This is a genomic window from Schumannella soli, from assembly GCF_006517435.1.
GTDB classification, from domain to species: Bacteria; Actinomycetota; Actinomycetes; order Actinomycetales; family Microbacteriaceae; genus Schumannella; species Schumannella soli.
The window spans coordinates 211,953-230,062 of the sequence record NZ_VHQG01000004.1; the positions used below are offsets into that span (position 1 = coordinate 211,953).

14 protein-coding genes are annotated in these 18,110 nt (G+C 70.7%); 3 read left to right on the top strand and 11 right to left on the bottom strand.

The genetic code is table 11. From position 1 onward, the window contains the following. Positions 1-103: 103 nt before the first annotated feature. Genes FJ657_RS13765 through FJ657_RS13775 form a run of 3 tightly spaced genes read right to left on the bottom strand, consistent with a single transcriptional unit; the run spans position 104 to position 3,292 of the window. A complete protein-coding gene (locus tag FJ657_RS13765; protein ID WP_141164286.1) occupies positions 104-982 on the bottom strand; it encodes a carbohydrate ABC transporter permease in 879 nt (292 codons plus the stop codon). After that, positions 975-1,952 carry a carbohydrate ABC transporter permease gene (locus FJ657_RS13770; RefSeq protein ID WP_141164287.1) on the bottom strand — a complete coding sequence of 326 codons (978 nt, stop codon included), beginning with the start codon at positions 1,950-1,952 and terminating at the stop codon, positions 975-977. Before FJ657_RS13770 ends, FJ657_RS13765 begins: the two co-directional genes overlap by 8 nt. Before the next feature lie 11 nt (positions 1,953-1,963). After that, a complete protein-coding gene (locus FJ657_RS13775; RefSeq protein WP_141164288.1) occupies positions 1,964-3,292 on the bottom strand; it encodes an ABC transporter substrate-binding protein in 1,329 nt (442 codons plus the stop codon). A 146-nt stretch (positions 3,293-3,438) separates the two neighbouring features. Between FJ657_RS13775 and FJ657_RS13780 the strand changes: the two genes are divergently transcribed. Then, positions 3,439-4,578 carry an amidohydrolase family protein gene (locus FJ657_RS13780; RefSeq protein ID WP_141164289.1) on the top strand — a complete coding sequence of 380 codons (1,140 nt, stop codon included), beginning with the start codon at positions 3,439-3,441 and terminating at the stop codon, positions 4,576-4,578. Between the two features lie 118 nt (positions 4,579-4,696). On the opposite strand, the gene FJ657_RS13785 is transcribed toward FJ657_RS13780, so the two are convergent. The 3 genes from FJ657_RS13785 to melA all read right to left on the bottom strand — a co-directional run bounded on the left by FJ657_RS13785 (position 4,697) and on the right by melA (position 8,079). Next, complete coding sequence (locus FJ657_RS13785; RefSeq protein WP_141164290.1) at positions 4,697-5,044, bottom strand: putative endonuclease domain-containing protein; 348 nt, start codon at positions 5,042-5,044, stop codon at positions 4,697-4,699. Between the two features lie 720 nt (positions 5,045-5,764). Continuing rightward, complete coding sequence (locus tag FJ657_RS13790) at positions 5,765-6,766, bottom strand: class II fructose-bisphosphate aldolase (RefSeq protein ID WP_141164291.1); 1,002 nt, start codon at positions 6,764-6,766, stop codon at positions 5,765-5,767. Further along, a complete protein-coding gene (gene melA, locus FJ657_RS13795; RefSeq protein WP_141164292.1) occupies positions 6,763-8,079 on the bottom strand; it encodes an alpha-galactosidase in 1,317 nt (438 codons plus the stop codon). Before melA ends, FJ657_RS13790 begins: the two co-directional genes overlap by 4 nt. Positions 8,080-8,251: 172 nt before the next feature. On the opposite strand from melA, the gene FJ657_RS13800 reads away from it, so the two are divergent. Continuing rightward, positions 8,252-9,064 (top strand): DeoR/GlpR family DNA-binding transcription regulator, encoded by an 813-nt coding sequence (locus FJ657_RS13800; protein ID WP_141164293.1) that lies wholly within the window; start codon positions 8,252-8,254, stop codon positions 9,062-9,064. Between the two features lie 79 nt (positions 9,065-9,143). Beyond that, a complete protein-coding gene (gene purU, locus FJ657_RS13805; protein WP_141164294.1) occupies positions 9,144-10,004 on the top strand; it encodes a formyltetrahydrofolate deformylase in 861 nt (286 codons plus the stop codon). A gap of 85 nt (positions 10,005-10,089) precedes the next feature. Here purU and FJ657_RS13810 read toward each other — a convergent pair whose 3' ends face one another. The 5 genes from FJ657_RS13810 to FJ657_RS13830 all read right to left on the bottom strand — a co-directional run bounded on the left by FJ657_RS13810 (position 10,090) and on the right by FJ657_RS13830 (position 18,018). Beyond that, complete coding sequence (locus tag FJ657_RS13810; protein ID WP_141164295.1) at positions 10,090-13,179, bottom strand: alpha-mannosidase; 3,090 nt, start codon at positions 13,177-13,179, stop codon at positions 10,090-10,092. Positions 13,180-13,240: 61 nt separating this feature from the next. Then, positions 13,241-14,080 carry a carbohydrate ABC transporter permease gene (locus FJ657_RS13815; protein ID WP_141164296.1) on the bottom strand — a complete coding sequence of 280 codons (840 nt, stop codon included), beginning with the start codon at positions 14,078-14,080 and terminating at the stop codon, positions 13,241-13,243. 1 nt (position 14,081) lies between these two features. Next, on the bottom strand, positions 14,082-15,020 hold the full coding sequence (locus FJ657_RS13820; RefSeq protein WP_219995932.1) for a carbohydrate ABC transporter permease: 939 nt from the start codon (positions 15,018-15,020) through the stop codon (positions 14,082-14,084). Further along, positions 15,017-16,405, bottom strand: coding sequence for an extracellular solute-binding protein (locus tag FJ657_RS13825; RefSeq protein WP_141164297.1), 1,389 nt, complete (start codon positions 16,403-16,405; stop codon positions 15,017-15,019). The genes FJ657_RS13820 and FJ657_RS13825 overlap by 4 nt, the downstream gene beginning before the upstream one ends. A gap of 284 nt (positions 16,406-16,689) precedes the next feature. Then, positions 16,690-18,018 (bottom strand): ROK family transcriptional regulator, encoded by a 1,329-nt coding sequence (locus FJ657_RS13830; protein ID WP_141164298.1) that lies wholly within the window; start codon positions 18,016-18,018, stop codon positions 16,690-16,692. Positions 18,019-18,110: the final 92 nt, after the last annotated feature.

Below are 18,110 nucleotides of genomic sequence, written 5' to 3' on the forward strand. Positions count from 1 at the left end.
GTTCGTCTCCTTCAGAGGGGGTGGGCAGGGTGAGTGGGCAGGGTGGATCGCGCCGCAACCAGTCGGACGCGACGAGCAGGGCGGAGGGCGAGAGACGAGCCGGCTACTTCAACCCGGAGTGCGCCAGCCCGTCGATCACCCGGCGCTGCAGCACGATGAACAGCAGCAGGATGGGCGCCATCGCGAGCATGCTCGCCGCCATGATCACCGGGTAGTCGGTGTTGTTCTTGTCGCTCACGAGCGTCGCGAGCCCCGCCGAGAGCGGCATCTGGTCCTGGTAGGTCGAGACCAGCAGCGGCCAGAGCAGCTCGTTCCACGACCACAGCGCCGCGGTGATCGCGAGCACGTTGATGCTCGGCCGGGCCAGCGGCAGCATGACCGTCCAGAAGATGCGGATGGGCGACGCCCCATCCAGCCGCGCCGCCTCCTCCAGCTCGTTCGGCATGTTGAGGAACGCCGTGCGCATGAGGAAGGTGCCGAAGGCGCTGAAGAGCCCGGGCGCGACGATGCCGGCGACGGTGTTGAGCCATCCCAGCCCCTGCACGATCTGGTACTGCGAGATCAGGTAGGCCTGCGACGGCACCATGAGGATCGACAGGGCCAGACCCATCAGCAGGAAGCGTCCGCGGAACCGCATGCGCGCGAAGGCGTAGCCGGCGGCCGTGCAGAGGATGATCTGGGCGAGCGTGCGGATGACGGTGATCCACACCGAGGTGCCGAGCTGCGAGAAGAACGGCAGCCGCTCGAACACGGTCGCGTAGTTCTGCCAGCGCAGCTCCGACGGCCAGAACGTCGGCACGACGCTCTGCACCTCGGCGTTCGTCGACAGCGACATGATGAGCTGCCAGACGAAGGGGAACGCCATGAGCACTGCGCCGGTCGCGAGGATGACGTGCGCGACGACGTGCGAACCCTGACGTCCGCCGCGTCGCCGGCGCAGAGCGAGGCGAGCGACACGCGGCCCGGTCAGAACCTCAGTCATTCGAGACCCACTTCCGCTGCAGTCGCACCTGGATGAGCGTGACCACGCCAATCAGCACGAAGATGAGCATCGCGATCGCCGCCGCGTAGCCCTTCTCGTTGTCGACGAAGCCCGCCTGATAGAACCAGTAGACGAGCGACATGCTCTTCGGCAGCGCCGGGTTCGAGGCGCCCATGATCGCGTAGAGCAGGTCGAAGAGCTGGAAGCTGCCGATGACCGTCACGATCGAGACGAACACGATGCTCGGCGCGAGCAGCGGCACCGTGATCGAACGGAACTGCCGCCAGCGCGAGGCGCCGTCGAGCTGCGCCGCCTCGTAGAGCTCGTCGGGGATCGCCTTGAGCCCCGCGGCGAGCACGATCATCGAGAAGCCGAGCGACGACCAGAGGCCGACGATCGCGACGGCGGTGATCGCCCATCCCGGCGTGCTGATCCAGTAGGGGCCATCGATGCCGACGAGCCCGAGAACCCAGTTGAGGATGCCGTGATCGCCGTTGAAGATCATGCGCCAGACCATCGCGACCGCGGTCGGCATCGCCACATAGGGCAGGAAGTAGAGCACGCGGTAGACGGCCGCGAATCTGAGGCCCGGCAGGTTCAGCAGGCTCGCCAGCCCGACCGCGATCGGCACGCCCAGCAGCACGATCGCGGTGTAGAGCACCGTGTTGCCGAGCGAGGAGAGCAGGTCGGGGTCGGTGATCATGCGCGTGTAGTTCGCGCCGCCGATCCAGGTCGTTCCGCCGAAGACTCCCCACTCGGTGAACGAGTAGTAGAGCGTCTGGATGATCGGCCACAGGTAGAAGACCGCGATGCCGAGCATGAGCGGCCCGACGAACAGCCACGGCCAGGCGCCGTCGCGTCGTCGGGCCGCCGCCTCGCCTCCGGCGCGGACGCCGCGGCCGGAGCCCGGGGCGACGCGGCCGGAGCCGCGGTCGGCGCGCCTCGGGCGAGCGCCGACCACGGTGGTCATCCGGAGTGAACTCACTTTTCCTTCGCCAGGTCGGCGTCCATCTGCTTCGCCAGGTCGTCGCCGACGCTCTTCACCGACTTGTCGCCGCTGAAGGCATCCGGCAGCAGCTTCGTCTCGAGGGCGTTCCAGGCGGCGCTGTTCTTCGACACCGGCAGAGGCACCGAGTAGTCGACCGCGTCGAGGAAGACCTTGAGGTCGACGCCCGGCAGCGAGTCGGCGAAGGCCTGCTGGGTTCCGGTGAAGGCGGGGATGATCGAGCCGGCGTCGCCCTGCTGCTTCTGCGCCTTCTCACTCGCGAGGTAGTTCTGCAGAGCGCGGGCGGCCTGCGCATTCTTGCTGTTCGCGGCGACGACGTTGGCGACGCCGTGGATGACGGTCGCCTGCTTCTCGCCCTTCGGCAGCGGCGCGACCTGCACCGCGTCCTTCACCGGGGCGTCCGACAGGGCCGCCCGGAACCAGCTGCCGCCGTAGTACATGGCGACCTTGCCGCTCGTGAACCACTGGTCGCCGGGGGTGTCGGTGAGCTGCTGCATGGTCGGCGAGGCGCCGCTCTTGATGAGGTCGGTCCAGAACTCGAGGCCCTTCTGCGTGGCCGCGTCGCCGTAGCCCGACTTCGTGCCGTCGACGACCGATCCGCCGGCCTGGAAGATCGTGTTGTAGTACGTCGTCTGGCCGTCCATGCCGCCGGCGACGCCGTAGACGCCGTCGCCCTTGAGCTTCGACGAGATCGTGTTCGCGGCGGTCGAGAGGTCGGCCCAGGTCCAGTCGGCGGTCGGCTCGGCGACGCCGGCCTTCGCGAAGAGGTCCTTGTTGTACCAGAGGCCGATCGTGTCGAAGTCCTTCGGAACCCCGTACTGCATGCCATCGAGGTTGTAGAGCTTCACGAGCGACTCGGGGTAGTTCTTCGGGTCGATGTAGCCGCCCTTCACCTGCGAGGTGATCGGCGCGACCTTGCCGTTCGAGGCGTAGAGCTGGAAGTTCGGGCCGTTGAGCCAGAACAGGTCGGGCAGCGTGTTCGACGAGGCCTGCGTCTGGATCTTCGTCCAGTAGGTCTCCCAGGGCGTCACGTCGAGGTTGACCTTGATGTTCGGGTACTCCTCGTTGAAGCCCGCGATGTTCTCCTTGATCGCCTTCGTCTGCGTGGCATCCCAGTAGGCGTAGGTGATCTTCGCGCTGAGGTCCTTGGCCGGCGGGGTGTAGTCGGCGTCGGCGCCGCCGCCCGATCCGCCGCCGGAGGAGCAGGCGGCGACGAGCGCGAGCACGCTCGCCGAGACGGCGGCGGTGATCGCGAGGCGGAGGGCGGATCTCGTGGAGCGGGAGTTGCTGGGGCTGCGGCTCATGACGACCTCTCGGCGGTGAAGGGGGAAGTGGGTCGATGCTCACCCGGAGTCACCATTCGGGCAAGGAAGTGATCTGAACGCGCACTCTTTCTGCGCGTTTCGCGCTGAGTGTCGCCGGTCTGCGCGGTCGGTGCTGGGATGACGGCATGTCACGCAGCTGGGAAGAACTCCGCGAACTGCCCGTCGTCGAGTGGACCCCGCAGCAGCAGCTGCGGCCCGCAGAGTCGGTCGTCGAGCGCGCCGCCGTGCCGGCCATCGACATCCACAATCACCTCGGCCGCTGGCTGACTGACGACCACGACTGGATGATCGACGACCCCGCCGCCCTGATCGAGGTCATGGATGCGGCGAACGTCGCCACCGTCGTCAACCTCGACGGGCTCTGGGGCGACGAGGTCACGGCCAACGTCGAGCGCTACGACCGCGCCTACCCCGGGCGCTTCCTGACCTTCTGCCAGCTCGAGTGGGCGCGGCTCGAGGAGTCGGCGGGGCTGGGGACGCACGGGGGCGGCGATTCGCCGCTCACCGCGGACTCGCCGTCGGTGCTCGCCGACCCGATCGTGCGCGAGCTGATCGCCTCGCTCGACGACAGCGCCGCGCGCGGCGCCCGCGGAGTGAAGGTGTGGAAGAACCTCGGCCTCACCTTCCGCGACGCGAGCGGAGCCCTCGTGCTGCCCGACGACCCCCGCGTGATCGCCGTGCTGCGCCACGCCGGCGAGCTCGGGCTGCCCGTGCTCATCCACACCGCCGATCCGAAGGCGTTCTTCGCGCCCCTCGACGAGAAGAACGAGCGCCTCGACGAGCTGCTCGTGATGAAGGAGTGGTGGTTCGGCGACACCGAGGTCTACCCGAGCTTCGACCGGCTGCTGGCCGCGCACGCCGCACTCGTCGCCGGCGCGCCCGGAACCCGCTTCATCGGCGCGCACTTCGGCTGCGCCGCCGAAGACCTCGACCTGGTCGAGCGGATGCTCGCCGCCTCGCCCAACTACACGGTCGACATCGCCGGACGCATGGCCGAGCTCGGCCGCCAGCCGCGCCGCCTGCGCGCGCTGCTCGAGCGCTTCCCCGACCGGGTGCACTTCGGCACCGACATCTACCCGGCGACGCTCGAGCAGTACCGCCTGCACTTCCGCTTCCTCGAGACGCTGGATGAGGCCTTCAGCTACGCGCCCGAGTCCGACGTCCCGCCGCAGGGCCGCTGGACCGTCTCGGCGCTCGGCCTGCCGCCCGAGCTGCTCGCCCGCGTCTACCGCGACAACGCGGCCCGCGTGCTCGGCCTCGCCTAGCCCGGCTCCCCCTTCACCGGCATCCCGCGACGCCCCACTCTCCCGCCGGACCATCGATCGGTCGCCAACTGTCGCCATCCGCGAGATATGGCGACAGTTTGCGACCGATCGGCGGAGTTCAGTGGGGATGCGCGGCGATCGCACGGGCGATCCGGGCGAGCAGCTCGACCGGGTCGTCGAGATCACGGGCGTTGATCTCCATCACGAGCCACCCGTGCGCGCGCAGACGGCTCAGTCGTGTCTGGTCCGCTCGATACTGCTCGAGGTCGGCGTGGTGCTCGCCCTGGTATTCGAACGCGATCTTGCGCCCGCGAAGCGCGAGGTCGACGCGATAGAGCGGGCACCGCGGAAGCTGGACCTCGACATCGCTCTCCAGGTCGTATCCGGCGCGCGTCAGCAGCAGTCGAAGGCGGGTCTCCCGCGGCGACTGCGCGCGCTCGACGATCTCGGGGGTCGCCGCGGCCATGGACCGGCGTCCGCGCCGGCCGAGCGACTCGTCGATCTCACGCAGCAGGTCTGAGCGGGAGGCGAACCCGAGGTCCCATCTGACGAGGTGATCGCCGGCGGCGATGAGCTCGTCGACCTGGAGAAGTGGCGCGAGATCGGCCCAGGTGCGGGCCGGGTCGGTGATCCGCAGTCTGTCGACCGACCAAAGTGCCGACCGTCCGATCCCGAGGCTGTGCCCGGCGGTGCCGGTGCCACGCGGCGCCCGCCCGGGGCGCGGCACGGCGAGGTGGATGCGCGCATCCCGCTCGAGACGTCGCGGCACTGGCACCCGGTAGAGCAGAGCGGCTGTCGGGCCGCAGACGAACGCATGCTCGCCCACCGAGAGGACGGCCGCGACGGAGCGGCGCAGGAGACTGGCCGGTTCGGTCTGAGCGCGGACTCCACGGAACGGCGCGACCAGATCGGATCGTCGCAGACGCTGGTCGCTCAGTCCGTGCCGGATCGCGTCCCTGATGTGGAACGCGCCGTCGCCGAGCGGAGCGGGCAGAGGCGCTGCGGGATGCATGCGGGCACCCTGCCAGAGGTCGCGTCTCGCGCGGCGACATTGTCCACATTCGGTCCCGTCACTTCGGTGATCGGTCGCCAACTGTCGCCAACCGTGAGCGATAGCGACAGTTGGCGACCGATCACCTCTGAGCCATGGCGCAGGTCAGTCGGGGGCCCGGGGCGCCGGGTGCGGTTACGGGAGGAGCGTGAGGATGCGCGTGACCTCGGCGGACATCGCGGCGCGCGAGGCGGCGAGGGGCTTGCGGGGATCGACCGCATCGGGGCGCTCGGCGAGGGCGGCGCGCAGCGCGGCCGTTCCGACGACGTTGAGCGCCGTGCCGACGTTGATCTTGCGGATGCCGGCCCGCGCGGCCGCCACGAGCAGCTCGTCCGGCACGCCCGAGGAGCCGTGCAGCACGAGCGGCACCGGAACCGCGGCCGCGAGCCGCTCGATCAGGTCGAGGTCGAGGGCGGCGGTTCGCGAGGTCATGGCATGCGAGCTGCCGACCGCGACCGCGAGCGCATCCACGTCCGTGGCGGCGACGAAGGTCGCCGCCTCGTCCGGGTCGGTGCGCACGCCCGGCGCGTGGGCGCCGTCCTTGCCGCCGACCTCGCCCAGCTCCGCCTCCACGAAGAGACCCGTGGATGCGGCGGTCGCGCCCGACACCGACGGCCCGCCCGCGGCCGGCCCGCCCGCGGACGATCCAGCGCCGACGTCGGCGCCCATGACGGCCTCGCGCTCGGGGCTCGCGCCCGGTTCGGACGGCGCGCCCGCGAACGACACCGCACTCAGATCGAGCGCGTGCCCGCGGGCCGCGAAGGCGGCCGTCTCGGCCACGTTGTCGGCGTAGTCGAGGCGGGCGGCATCCACCATCACCGACGACAGGCCGACCGACGCGGCGACGTCGAGCGAGAGCGCGAGCAGCCCCGAGTCCTGCACGTGGTCGAGGTGCAGCGACACCGGCACGGGTGCCGCGACCGCGAGGGCCCGTGCGGCACTGAGCAGCGGCACCGGATCCGAACCGTGGAACAGCGTCGCGTTCTCGCTCAGCTGCACGATCACCGCGCGATCCGCGTCGACCGCCCCCGTGACGATCGCCTCGACGTGCTCGAGCGTGATCGCGTTGATCGCGGCGACCGCTCCCCCACGTCGCGCCGCAGCGGCGACGAGATCGCCGCTGCGGGCGAGCGTCACGGGAGGACCAGCTCGACGTCGCCGCCGAGCGAGCGCGGCAGCAGGGGCTGGTGCGCCTCGAGCATCTCGTCGACGAGCGCGGCGAGCGCGGCCGGCGTGAGCGACGATGAGGCGTTGCCGTCGACGAGCACGGCCTGGTGCACGAGCTCGCGCGAGCCGGTGCGCGCGGCCTCGATCGTCAGCTCGGCGACGGAGAGGTAGGTGCGGTTCAGCGCGGCGCCCGCGAGCGGGATCGCGCCGACCGCGAGCGGGGTGACGCCGGCCGCATCCACCCGCGCCGGCACCTCCACGACCGCGCCCTCGGGCAGGTTGTCGATGAGGCCGCGGTTGACCACGTTGGCGTGGATCTCGCGCTCGGTTCCGGTGAGCACCGAGTGGATGATCTGGGGCGCGTACTCGGCGGCGCCCTCCTCGAGCTCGAGGGGCGCGCCCGAGGCGAGCGCCTCCTGCGCGTGGTGGAACTCGGCGACGTTCTGCTCGGAGATGCCGATGTACTCGAGCGGCTGCAGGCGGAAGCGCTCGATCTGCGCGTCGTCGCGCAGGAACCACGACAGGTACTCGCTGGAGTGCTCGCTCGTCTCGGTCGGGTAGAAGCCGATGCGGCGGAAGATCTCGACGCGCACGCGGCGCTCGAGCTCAGGATCGGCCGCGATCTTCTCGCGCAGGGCCGGGTAGAGCGACTCGCCGTCGCGCGACCACTCGTAGAGCCAGGCCTGGTGGTTGACGCCGGCGGCGCGGAAGGACGTGCCCTCGAGCGGCACGCCGACGAGCTCGCAGAGGTCGTTGACGGTCCAGTAGACGCTGTGGCAGAGGCCGGCTGCCTTGATGGAGGGGGCGACCGTCGCCATCCACCAGATGTTCATCGCCATCGGGTTCGTGTAGTTGAGGAACCAGGCGTCGGGGCAGAGCTCGAGCATGTCGCGGGCGATGCCGGAGAGCACCGGGAAGGTGCGCAGGGCCCGGAAGACGCCGCCGATGCCGGTGGTGTCGCCGATCGTCTGGCGCAGGCCCCGGGAGGCGGGCAGCTCGAGATCCACGCGGGTGGCGTCGATGCCGCCGACCTGGATCATGTTGACGACGAAGTCGGCGCCGGCGAGGGCGTCGCGACGGTCGAGCGCCGGGACAATCTCGAGCGTGCGGCCGCGGCGCTCGGCGACCTGGCGGGCGGTTCCGACGGCGACGTCGAGGCGCGCGGCGTCGATGTCGTGCAGAACGAGGGTGAGCGGCGGCAGATCGTCGTAGGACATCAGGTCGGCGACGAGCTGACGGGTGAAGACGACGCTTCCCGCGCCGAGGAAGACAACACGAGTCATGGCTCGATGATCGACATGACTGATCATTTCGCGCAACATTCTGCGCGAATCCACCTAATATGAGCACCATGACTGCTCGCTTCTCGCGCCGCACCGTCGCGGCTCGCGCCGCGCATCCCTTCGACGCCGCGCCCGCAGCACTCGCCGCGCCTTTCGCCGTCGGCGGCGCGCGATGACCCTCAGCCCGCCCGAGCGCCCCGCCGCCTCGGGCAAGCGCTCGCGGCGCATGCTCGCGATCCTCGAACTGCTCGCCGAGCGCGAGAGCATCGAGCTCGAGGCGCTCGCCGCCGAGCTCGCCGTGTCGCCCGCGACCGCGCGCCGCGACCTCGCCGACCTCGCCGACCAGCGGCTGCTGCTGCGCACCCACGGCGGCGCCCGCCTGCTCGAGAGCCGCACCGAGGTGCCGGTCGCGCTGCGAGACAGCCGCAACCAGGAGGCGAAGCGCGCGATCGCGACCGCCGTCGCCGCGCTCGTGCCGAAGCAGCGCTACGCCGTCGCCCTGAGCGGCGGCACGACCACCGCCTCCGTCGCCCGCGCCCTCGCGAGCCACGGCGAGCTGACGATCGTGACGAACTCGCTGACGATCGCACAGCTGGTGACGACGCATCCGCAGCTCAAGGTGATCATGACCGGCGGGGCGCTGCGCCACGAGTCGCTCGAGCTCGTCGGCGTGCTCGCCGAGAACACCTTCAAGGCCATCAACCTCGGCATGGCGATCCTCGGCGCCGACGGCGTCAGCCCCTCGGGCGGCGTCACGACGCACGACGAGACCGAGGCGCGCACGAACTCGGCCATGGTGCAGCACGCGCAGCGGGTGATCGTCGTCGCCGACGGCTCGAAGCTCGGCCGCGCCGCGCTCGCCCCGGTCGCGACGCTCGACGAGGTCGATCTGCTCATCACCGACGAGACGGCCGACCCGGATGCGGTGGCCGAGCTGCGCGCCGCCGGGCTCGAGGTGCGCATCGTGCCCGCCGCGCGCGCCTGACGCCGCCCGGGCGTGACTCGGCTCGGGCGGAGCCGCAACCCGGCGGAACCGCGCTCCGACCGGCCCTAGAGTTGCTCGGGTGACCGCCAGCCCCGCCACGCACTGGATCCTGACCCTGGTCTGCGACGACCGCCCCGGCATCGTGCACGCCATCAGCGGCGCCGTGGTCGAGGCGCGGGGCAACATCACCGAGTCGCAGCAGTTCTCGAGCGACGACACCGGCCGCTTCTTCATGCGCCTGCAGGTGGAGTCGGAGGCGAGCCGCGACGAGTTCGTCGCCGCGCTCGCGCCGGTCACCGACCGCTACGCGATGGAGTGGCAGCTGGATGTCGTGAACCGTCCGCTGCGCACGCTCGTGCTGGCGTCCAAGGCCGGGCACTGCCTCAACGACCTGCTGTTCCGCGAGCGCGCCGGCCAGCTGCCGATCGAGGTTCCGCTCGTGCTCGCGAACCATGCCGAGCTGGGCTCGCTGGCCGAGTTCTACGGCGTGCCATTCGAGCACCTGCCGGTCACGGGCCCCGACGAGAAGGCCGCTTTCGAGCGGCGCGTGCTCGACGTGGTCGAGCAGCACGACATCGAGCTGGTCGTGCTGGCGCGCTACATGCAGATCCTCTCCCCCGAGCTGTGCGAGAAGCTCGCCGGGCGCGCGATCAACATCCACCACTCCTTCCTGCCGGGCTTCAAGGGCGCGAACCCCTACAAGCAGGCGCACGCCCGCGGCGTGAAGATCATCGGCGCGACGGCGCACTTCGTGACGAGCGACCTCGACGAGGGCCCGATCATCGAGCAGAACATCGTGCGCGTCGACCACACCCGCTCGCCGCAGCAGCTCGTCGCGATCGGGCAGGACGAGGAGAGCCGCACGCTCACGCAGGCCGTGAAGTGGTTCTCGGAGCACCGCGTGCTGCTCGACGGCGCGCGCACGATCATCTTCCGCTGAGCTCGATTCTGCTCCCCGGAGAACGGCAGACGGAGGCCCCGCCAGCACACCCCCTGTGCTCGCGGGGCCTCCGCCGTCGCGTGGATCAGGCGCGCGGGATGCGCACCGTCACCAGCTCGAAGGGCCGGAGGTTCAGCTCGAGCGCGTCGTCCGAGGTCGCGCCCCGGCCGCCGTCCGTCGCCGCCGATCCGTCGAGCGGCCGCTCGAGCAGGTCGGTGCGCACGGCGGCGCCGGCGGCGAAGCCGGGCTCGAGGCGGCCGGAGGCGCGACCGCCGCGCGACTCGTAGAGCCGCACCACGACATCCCCCGACCCGTCTTCGGCCAGCTTGACCGCCTCGATCAGGATGGATGCCGACGCCGGTCCCGTGACCTTCACCAGCGGCTCAGCGGCGAGCGCCGCGCCCGCCGCCTCAGCGCCGTCCGCGCTGCCGGCACCACCCGCGACCGTGCGCAGCGGCAGGTTCACGCGGTATCCCGCGCCGATGCCGTCGAGCAGCTCGCCGGGCACGATCACATGGTGGAACACGTGGCGCCCCTGGTCGGCGTGCGGGTCGGGGAAGGTGGGCGCGCGCAGCAGCGACTCGCGCACGAGCGTCGTGGTGCCGCCGTCGTCGCGCGTCGTGCGGGTCACGTCGTGGCCGTAGACGCGGTCGTTCGCGACGGTCACGCCGAAGCCGGGCTCGTCGACGTGCACCCAGCGGTGGGCGCTCGTCTCGAAGCGCGCCATGTCCCACGAGGTGTTCGCGTGGGTGGCGCGGCGCACGTGGCCGAACTGCACCTCGCTCGCGGCGGTGGCGGCGTGCACGTCGAAGGCGAAGGCGAGCTTGAGCAGCTTCTGCCGCTCGTGCCAGTCGATCGCGGTCTCGATCTCGAGGCCGAGCCCGTCGCCCGACAGCGCGAGGCGCTGCACGATGCTCGAGTCGCCGACGGTCCGGTGCAGCACGACCGTGTCGCCCTCGATCGTCAGCGACTCGGTGCTGACGGCGTCGACCGGAGTGCGCTGGTAGGCCGCGTCGATGTCCCACGCATCCCACTGGTTCGGGGTGTCGCGGAAGAACTGCAGCTCGTTGCCGCGCCCGCCCGGCGCGATCGCCTCGCGGCCGGCGGCCGCTCCGGCGCCGTCGTGCCGCACGAGCGACACGAGGTGCCCGTCGCGGTCGAGCCGCGCGGTCAGGGCGTCGCTCGCGAGCTCGGCTCCGCCATCATCCGTCGCCGTGACGCGAGTGGATGCGCGACGCGCGACGCCCGCGGAGAGCGCCGGGATCCCATCCACCTCGACCGGGCTCGCGTTGAACGCGAGGTCACCGGACCCCGTCGACGAGCCGGCTCCCCCGCCGAGCGCCCCGATCGCGTCGCTGATCAGCCCCTCGAGGCTCTCGGCCACGGCGGCGTAGTTGCGCTCCGCGTCCTGGTGCACCCAGGCGATCGACGAGCCGGGCAGGATGTCGTGGAACTGCTGCAGCAGCACGGTCTCCCAGGCCCGGCGCAGCTCCTCCGCCGGATAGGACGCCCCGGCCCGCACGGCCGCGGTCGCCGCCCAGAGCTCGGCCTCGCGCAGCAGGTGCTCGCTGCGGCGGTTGCCCTCCTTGGTGCGCGACTGCGAGGTGTAGGTGCCGCGGTGGAACTCGAGGTAGAGCTCACCCGACCAGACCGCCGGCTTCGGCAGCGAGGCCCGCGCCTCGGCGAAGAACTCGTCGGGCCGCTTGAGGTCGACCTTCGGCGAGCCGTCGAGGTCGTGCTTGCGGTGGGCCGTCTCGATCATCTCGCGCGTGGGCCCGCCGCCGCCGTCGCCATAGCCGTAGGGCACGAGCGAGAGGTCGCTGACGCCGCGCTCGCGGTTCTGGCTCGCGGCCCGGGCCAGGTCGGCGCCCGACAGGTCGGAGTTGTAGGTGTCGACCGGCGGGAAGTGGGTGAAGATGCGGGTGCCGTCGAGCCCCTCCCAGAGGAAGGTGTGGTGCGGCATGACGTTGGTCTCGTTCCACGAGATCTTCTGGGTGAGGAAGTTGTCGCTCGCCGAGGCGGCGACGATCTGCGGCAGCCCGGCCGAGTAGCCGAAGCTGTCGGGCAGCCACACCTCCTTCGTCTCGACGCCGAACTCGCGCAGGAAGAAGCTCTTGCCGAAGACGAACTGGCGGGCCATCGCCTCGCCGCCGGGCATGTTGGTGTCGCTCTCGACCCACATGCCGCCGACCGGCACGAAGCGCCCCTCCTTCACCCGCGCGCGGATCCGCTCGAACAGCTCGGGGTAGCCCTCCTTCATCCAGGCGTACTGCTGGGCGCTGGATGCGGCGAAGACGAAGTCGGGGTAGCGGTCCATGAGGTCGAGCACGTTCGAGAAGGTGCGGGCGACCTTGCGGCGGGTCTCGCGCACGGGCCACAGCCAGGCGGAGTCGATGTGCGCGTGCCCGACGGCGACCGTGCGGTGCGTGCTGCCGGCGGCGCGGTCGGCGAGCACGCCGGCGATCTCCGCACGAGCAGCCGAGGCGGTCGCGCTCACGTCGTCGGGGTCGAGCACGTCGATCGCGCGCTCCAGGGCGCGCAGCAGCCCGGCACGACGCGTCGACTCGGCCGGCAGGTTCTCGAGCACGCCGAGCAGCGTCCACACATCTCGCTCGAGCGCGAAGGCCTCGCGGTCGAAGACGCCGAGGTGCGCGCCGGTGAAGCGGTAGATCGGATCGCGCGGCGCCGTGGCGAGGTCGCCGAGCGGCGTCGGGGTGTTGCTCCAGTCGCTGCCGACGTCGGGGTTCGACGCCGCCTCGATGTAGAGCGTGAAGCTCTCCCCCGGCCCCGCGGGCACCGGCACGAAGGTGTTCTTCGGCTCGAGGCCCTTGACGACGACGCCGTCCTCCGACCAGATGAGCCCCTCCGACTGGAAGCCGGGACCGCTGGGCAGGAAGCCGAGGTCGGCGACGAGCTCGACCGCATCCGCCGGCCAGTCCGCCGGCACCGTGCCGGTGACCCGCAGCCAGGTCGTGCCCCAGGGGCGGCCCCACATCCGGCCCGCCTCGAAGGGCTCGTAGCTCTGCGTGACGGCCTCGGCGAACGGCACCGGCTCGCCCGGCGCCTCCCACGCCGTCACCTCGACGGGTGCGGTCTCGGAGTAGGCGGCGGGCAGGATGCGCTCGCGGTAGCTGCGGCGGATGCGCGCCTCGATGAGCGCGGTCGTGTCGTGCATGGAGTTCTCTCCCGGAAGGTGGATGGATCAGGTCGTTCGAGGTCGGCGGCGCCCGCCCGGTTCAGCCCTTGACCGCGCCCGCGAGCGCGAAGGAGCCGCCCGAGAAGCGCTGCACGAGCACGTACAGCGCCAGCACGGGCACCGAGTAGAGCAGCGAGAACGCCGCCAGCTGGCCGTAGGCGACGGCCCCGTAGGCGCCGAAGAAGTTGTAGATCGTGACGGCGGCGGGCATCTGGGTCGGATCGGTGACGAGGATGAAGGGCACGAAGAAGTTCCCCCAGGCCTGGATGAACACGAAGATGAACACCACGCCGATGCCCGGCCGCATGAGCGGCACGACGACGCGCAGCAGCGTCGACAGCATCGACGAGCCGTCGGTCCACGCCGCCTCCTCGATCGAGATCGGCACCGAGTCCATGAAGTTCTTCGCCATCCAGATCGCCATCGGCAGGCTGGTCGCGGCGAGGAACAGGATGATGCCGGGGAACGAGTTGAGCAGGTCGAGGGCGACGAAGAGCCCGTAGACCGGCACCATCATCGCCGTGATCGGCAGGCAGGTGCCGAACAGCACCCCGTAGAGGAACGGCCGGTTGATGCGCAGGGTGTAGCGCGACAGCGGGTAGGCCGCGAGTACCGCCACGACCACGGTCAGCAGCGCGGTGCCGGCCGAGATGATCAGGCTGTTGCCGAGCGGGATCCACGCGTTCTCGGGTGTGAGCACCTTCGCGAAGTTGTCGAGCGTGAACTCGGGCGCCTTCGCGGTGAGCGTCGCGCGGGTGTCGAAGCTGGCGAGCACGAGCCACACCATCGGCAGCAGGAACGCCACCCCGATGAGCACGAGCACGAGGTTCGACACGATGCGCAGCCCGCGGCCGCGCGGCGAGGTCAGGGCGAGCGACATGTCAGTCGACCTCCGGCTTCAGGGCGCGGATGTACACGATCGAGCACAGGGCGCCGACGACGAGCAGGATGAGCGCGATCGCGGTGCCGAAGCCGAGCTGGCCGAAGGAGATGCCCTCCTTGTAGGCGAGCAACGGCAGCGTCGACGAGTTCGTGCCCGGTCCGCCGCCCGTCATGACGTAGATGAGGGTGAACACCGAGAGGGTCTGCAGCGTCGTCAGCATCAGGTTGGTCGAGATGCTGCGGCGGATCATCGGGATCGTGATGCGGATGAGGCGCTGCCAGCCGGCGGCGCCATCCACCTCGGCCGATTCTGTGATCTCCGGCGGCACGTCGTTGATGGCCGCCGAGTAGACGAGCATCGAGAACGCGGCGCCGCGCCAGATGTTGGCGAGGATGACGGCGAGCATCGGGAAGCTGTAGAGCCAGCTCGGCCCGTCGATGCCGATCGCGGCGAGCATCCCGTTCAGCGTGCCCGCCTTCGTGAAGAAAGCGTAGGCCGCGAAGGAGGCCACGATCTCCGGCAGGATCCACGCGCCGACGACGATCGTCGAGACGAGGGCCCGCACGACCTTGTTGGCGCTGCGCAGCATCAGCGCGAGGGCGAGACCGAGCACGTTCTGGCCGACGACGGCCGAGAAGAACAGGAAGACCAGGGTCAGCACGACCGACTTCGGGAAGTCCGGGTCGGCGAACAGGTCGGTGAAGTTCTTGAAGCCGATGAACTCGGCTCCCGCGGCGGCGGAGCCCGAGAGGGCCGAGTTCGTGAAGGCGCCGAAGACGGCGCTGATGACGGGCCCGAGCAGGAAGATCGCCAGCAGCACGATCGCCGGCAGCAGCGGGGTGCCGCGCAGCAGGTTCCGGCCGAGCCGGCCGCGCCGGCGGCGGTCCCCGGAGGGACCGCCGCCGAGCACGGCGGGCGCGGCAGCGCTCGCCGTCACTTCGTGGTGTTCTTCTCGCCGACGATGCCGACGACGGATTTGTCCCAGTCGGCCGCAGCCTCCTTCGGACTCTGCTGTCCGGTCATCACCGCCTCCATCGCCTTCTGGATGTCGAGCGAGATCTTCGAGTAGTCGGCGGTCGCCGGTCGGAAGTTCGTGACCGGCACGATCGAGCTGAAGAACTTGAACGAGGGGTTGGCCTCGGCGTAGGCCGGGTCCTCGGCGACGTCCTTGCGCACCGCGATCTGGCTGGCGGCCACGTCGTAGGCGAGCGAGTTCTCCTTGTTGAGCGCGAGCGCGATGAAGTCCCACGCCGCGTCCTTGTTCTTGCTCTTCGCGCCCATGGCGAGCGTCCACCCGCCCGACATGCTGACCGAGCCGGGGTCCTGGCCGTCCTGCGTCGGCATCGGCGCCTGGCCCATCACGTCGTTCCACTCGGGCCAGGGCGCGTTGCCGTCGGGCAGCCAGGTGCCGCTCTGCCATGAGCCGTCGAGCGAGATCGCGAGCTTGCCCTGCGGCAGCCACTCCGACGAGATCGTCGTGCCGATGTTCTTGTCGAGCGCCTGGTCGGGCGTCGGGCCGAGGTCGCCCTGGTAGACGTCCTTGATGAACTGCAGCGAGTCGGTGAAGCCCTTCGAGCCGGTCACCCACTTCTTGCTGTCGGTGTCGTAGAGGGTGTCCTTCGTGCCGTAGAGCAGCATCTCGAAGCCCTGCATCGACGAGGCCTCGCCCTGTGCGGTGCCCGAGTAGATGTTGAACGGCACGACGCCCGGCAGCTTCGCCTTCACGGCCTTCGCGGCGTCGAGCACGTCGTCCCAGGTCTTCGGCTGCCAGGGCACCTCGACGCCGGCCTTCTTCAGCAGGTCCTTGTTGTACCAGAGGGCGCGGGTGTCGGTTCCCATCGAGATGCCGTAGGTCTTGCCGTCGTCGCCGAGCCCGGCCTGCTTGGCGTTGCCGAGGAACTGATCCCAGTCGTCCCACTTGTCGATGTAGCTGTCGAGCGGGGCGAGGTAGCCGGCGTCGACATCCGACTTCACCTGGAAGGTGTCTTCGTACATCACGTCGGGCGCGGTCGAGCTCGACTTGTTCATGAGCGCGAGCTTGGTGAAGTAGTCGGTCTCCTGCGCGGCGATCGGCACGAGCTCGACCTTCATGCCGGGGTGGGCTTTCTCGTACTCGGCCTTGACCTTCTTGAGGTTCTTGTCGAGCTGGATGAAGTTGCCGAACTTCTGGTAGGCGACCTTGATGGTCTTGCTGTCGCCTCCGCCGCTGCCGGAGCAGCCGGTGAGCAGCAGGGCTCCTGCGGCGATGGTGGCGAGAACCGCGAGTGCGCGCTTCGGCGCGGTGACGCGGCGTGCTCTGTTCCTGAGTGCTGGTTTCCTCATCGAAACTCCTCGGTGTGCACGGCACCCGTCGGCGAGGAGTCAGCGCAGCGCTGGTGATGCAGGAGCTGCTGGTGATGCTGGTGGTGCTGAACGCGGGGGCGTCATCGTCGCCGCGGGCGGGGGTGCAATAACTAAAACCGATGTACTTAATGTGTGTCAAGCATTCCCCGAGATCGAGAGGCAGGATCGCGCGGCGATCCTGGTCTCGCCGCGCGGTATCGTGCGGCGCGCTCAGGATCGCGCGGCGATCCGGCCTCGAACGACGGGCGGGCGGGATGCGCGGCTCAGGCCTGCGCGGCGAGCAGCAGGTTCGCGGGGCGCGGCGAGTAGAGCGCATCCAGCACCTGGCAGGCGGCGCCCACCGCGGTCACGTCGGCGCCCGCGGCACTGGACACGATCCGCACCGGATGCGGTGTCACGAGCGCGGGTGACGTGCGCACCGCACGCTCGACGCGGTCGAGCAGCAGTCGTTCGACCGGCTCCCAGAACGGGCCGCCGCAGACGATCCGGTCGACGTCGAGCAGGTCGGCGAAGCGCACGAGCGCCGTCGCGATGTCGGCGCCGAGCGCCTCGATCAGCGCGACCGCGACGGGCTCCCCTGCCTCGGCGCGATCGGCCAGAGCGCCGAAGGCGTCGAACAGCGCGCGCGGGTCGTCGACGTCGGCGGAAGGTGCGCCGGCCCCGACTCCGGCCCCGGCGCCGGCACCGACCCCGGCGCCGACGCCACCCCCGCCCCCGGCGCCGGCGCCGGCGCCGGCGCCGGCCGCTCGCCGCACGAGCCGCAGCGGACTCGTCTGCTCGCCGAGGCATCCCGTGCGTCCGCACTCGCAGGGCACGCCGCCCTCGGTGCTGTCGCGCACGATCGTGTGGCCGATGTCGCCGGGATTCGCCGAGGCGCCGCGCACGACCGCGTGGTCGAGCACGATGCCGAGACCGACGCCCGAGCCGTAGTAGAAGAACGCGAAGTCGTCGCCGTCGTGCCCCGTCTGCCCCCAGAGCTCCGCGGCGGCGGCCGCCGTCACATCCTTCTCGAGCACGACCGGCATGCCGAGGCGTCGAGCGAGGTCATCGCGCAGCGGCACCTCGCTCCAGCCGCGCAGCAGCGGCGGGTCGTCGACGACGCCGCGCTCGCGGTCGATCGGGCCGGGCGCGGCGATGCCCACGCCGAGCACGCGCTCGCGCGGCACCGCGAGCGACTCCGCTGCCTCGGCGAGCAGCGACTCGATCGCCCGCTCGATCGCGTCGAGCACCTGAGTCGGCGACACGGCGACGGGCGTGCGGTGGATGCGCCGGGCCACGACCGCGCCGTCGAGGTCGGTGAGCACGAAGGAGATCAGGGCGGGGTCGAGGTGCACGCCGATCGCGTAGCCGCCGCGCGGATCGAGGCGCAGGATCGTGCGGGGCTTGCCGCGGCCGTTGACCTGCTTGCCGGTCTCGAGCACGACCTCGTCGTCGAGCAGTCGCCGTACGACATTGCCGATCGTCTGCGGGCTGAGCCCGGAGGCACGGGCGAGCTCGACGCGGCTGAGGCCGTCGGGGGCGCGGCGGATGAGGTCGAGCACGACGGCCTGGTTGAAGCCGCCGACGGCGAGCAGGTTGGTGCCGCGGCGCATCGCCTCTCCCTCCTCGATCGTCGAGCCGCGCCGGTCACGATCGGGTCGAGCGAGCGTCTTCGGCGGCGCGCCCGGGTGGGCACGCTGGACAG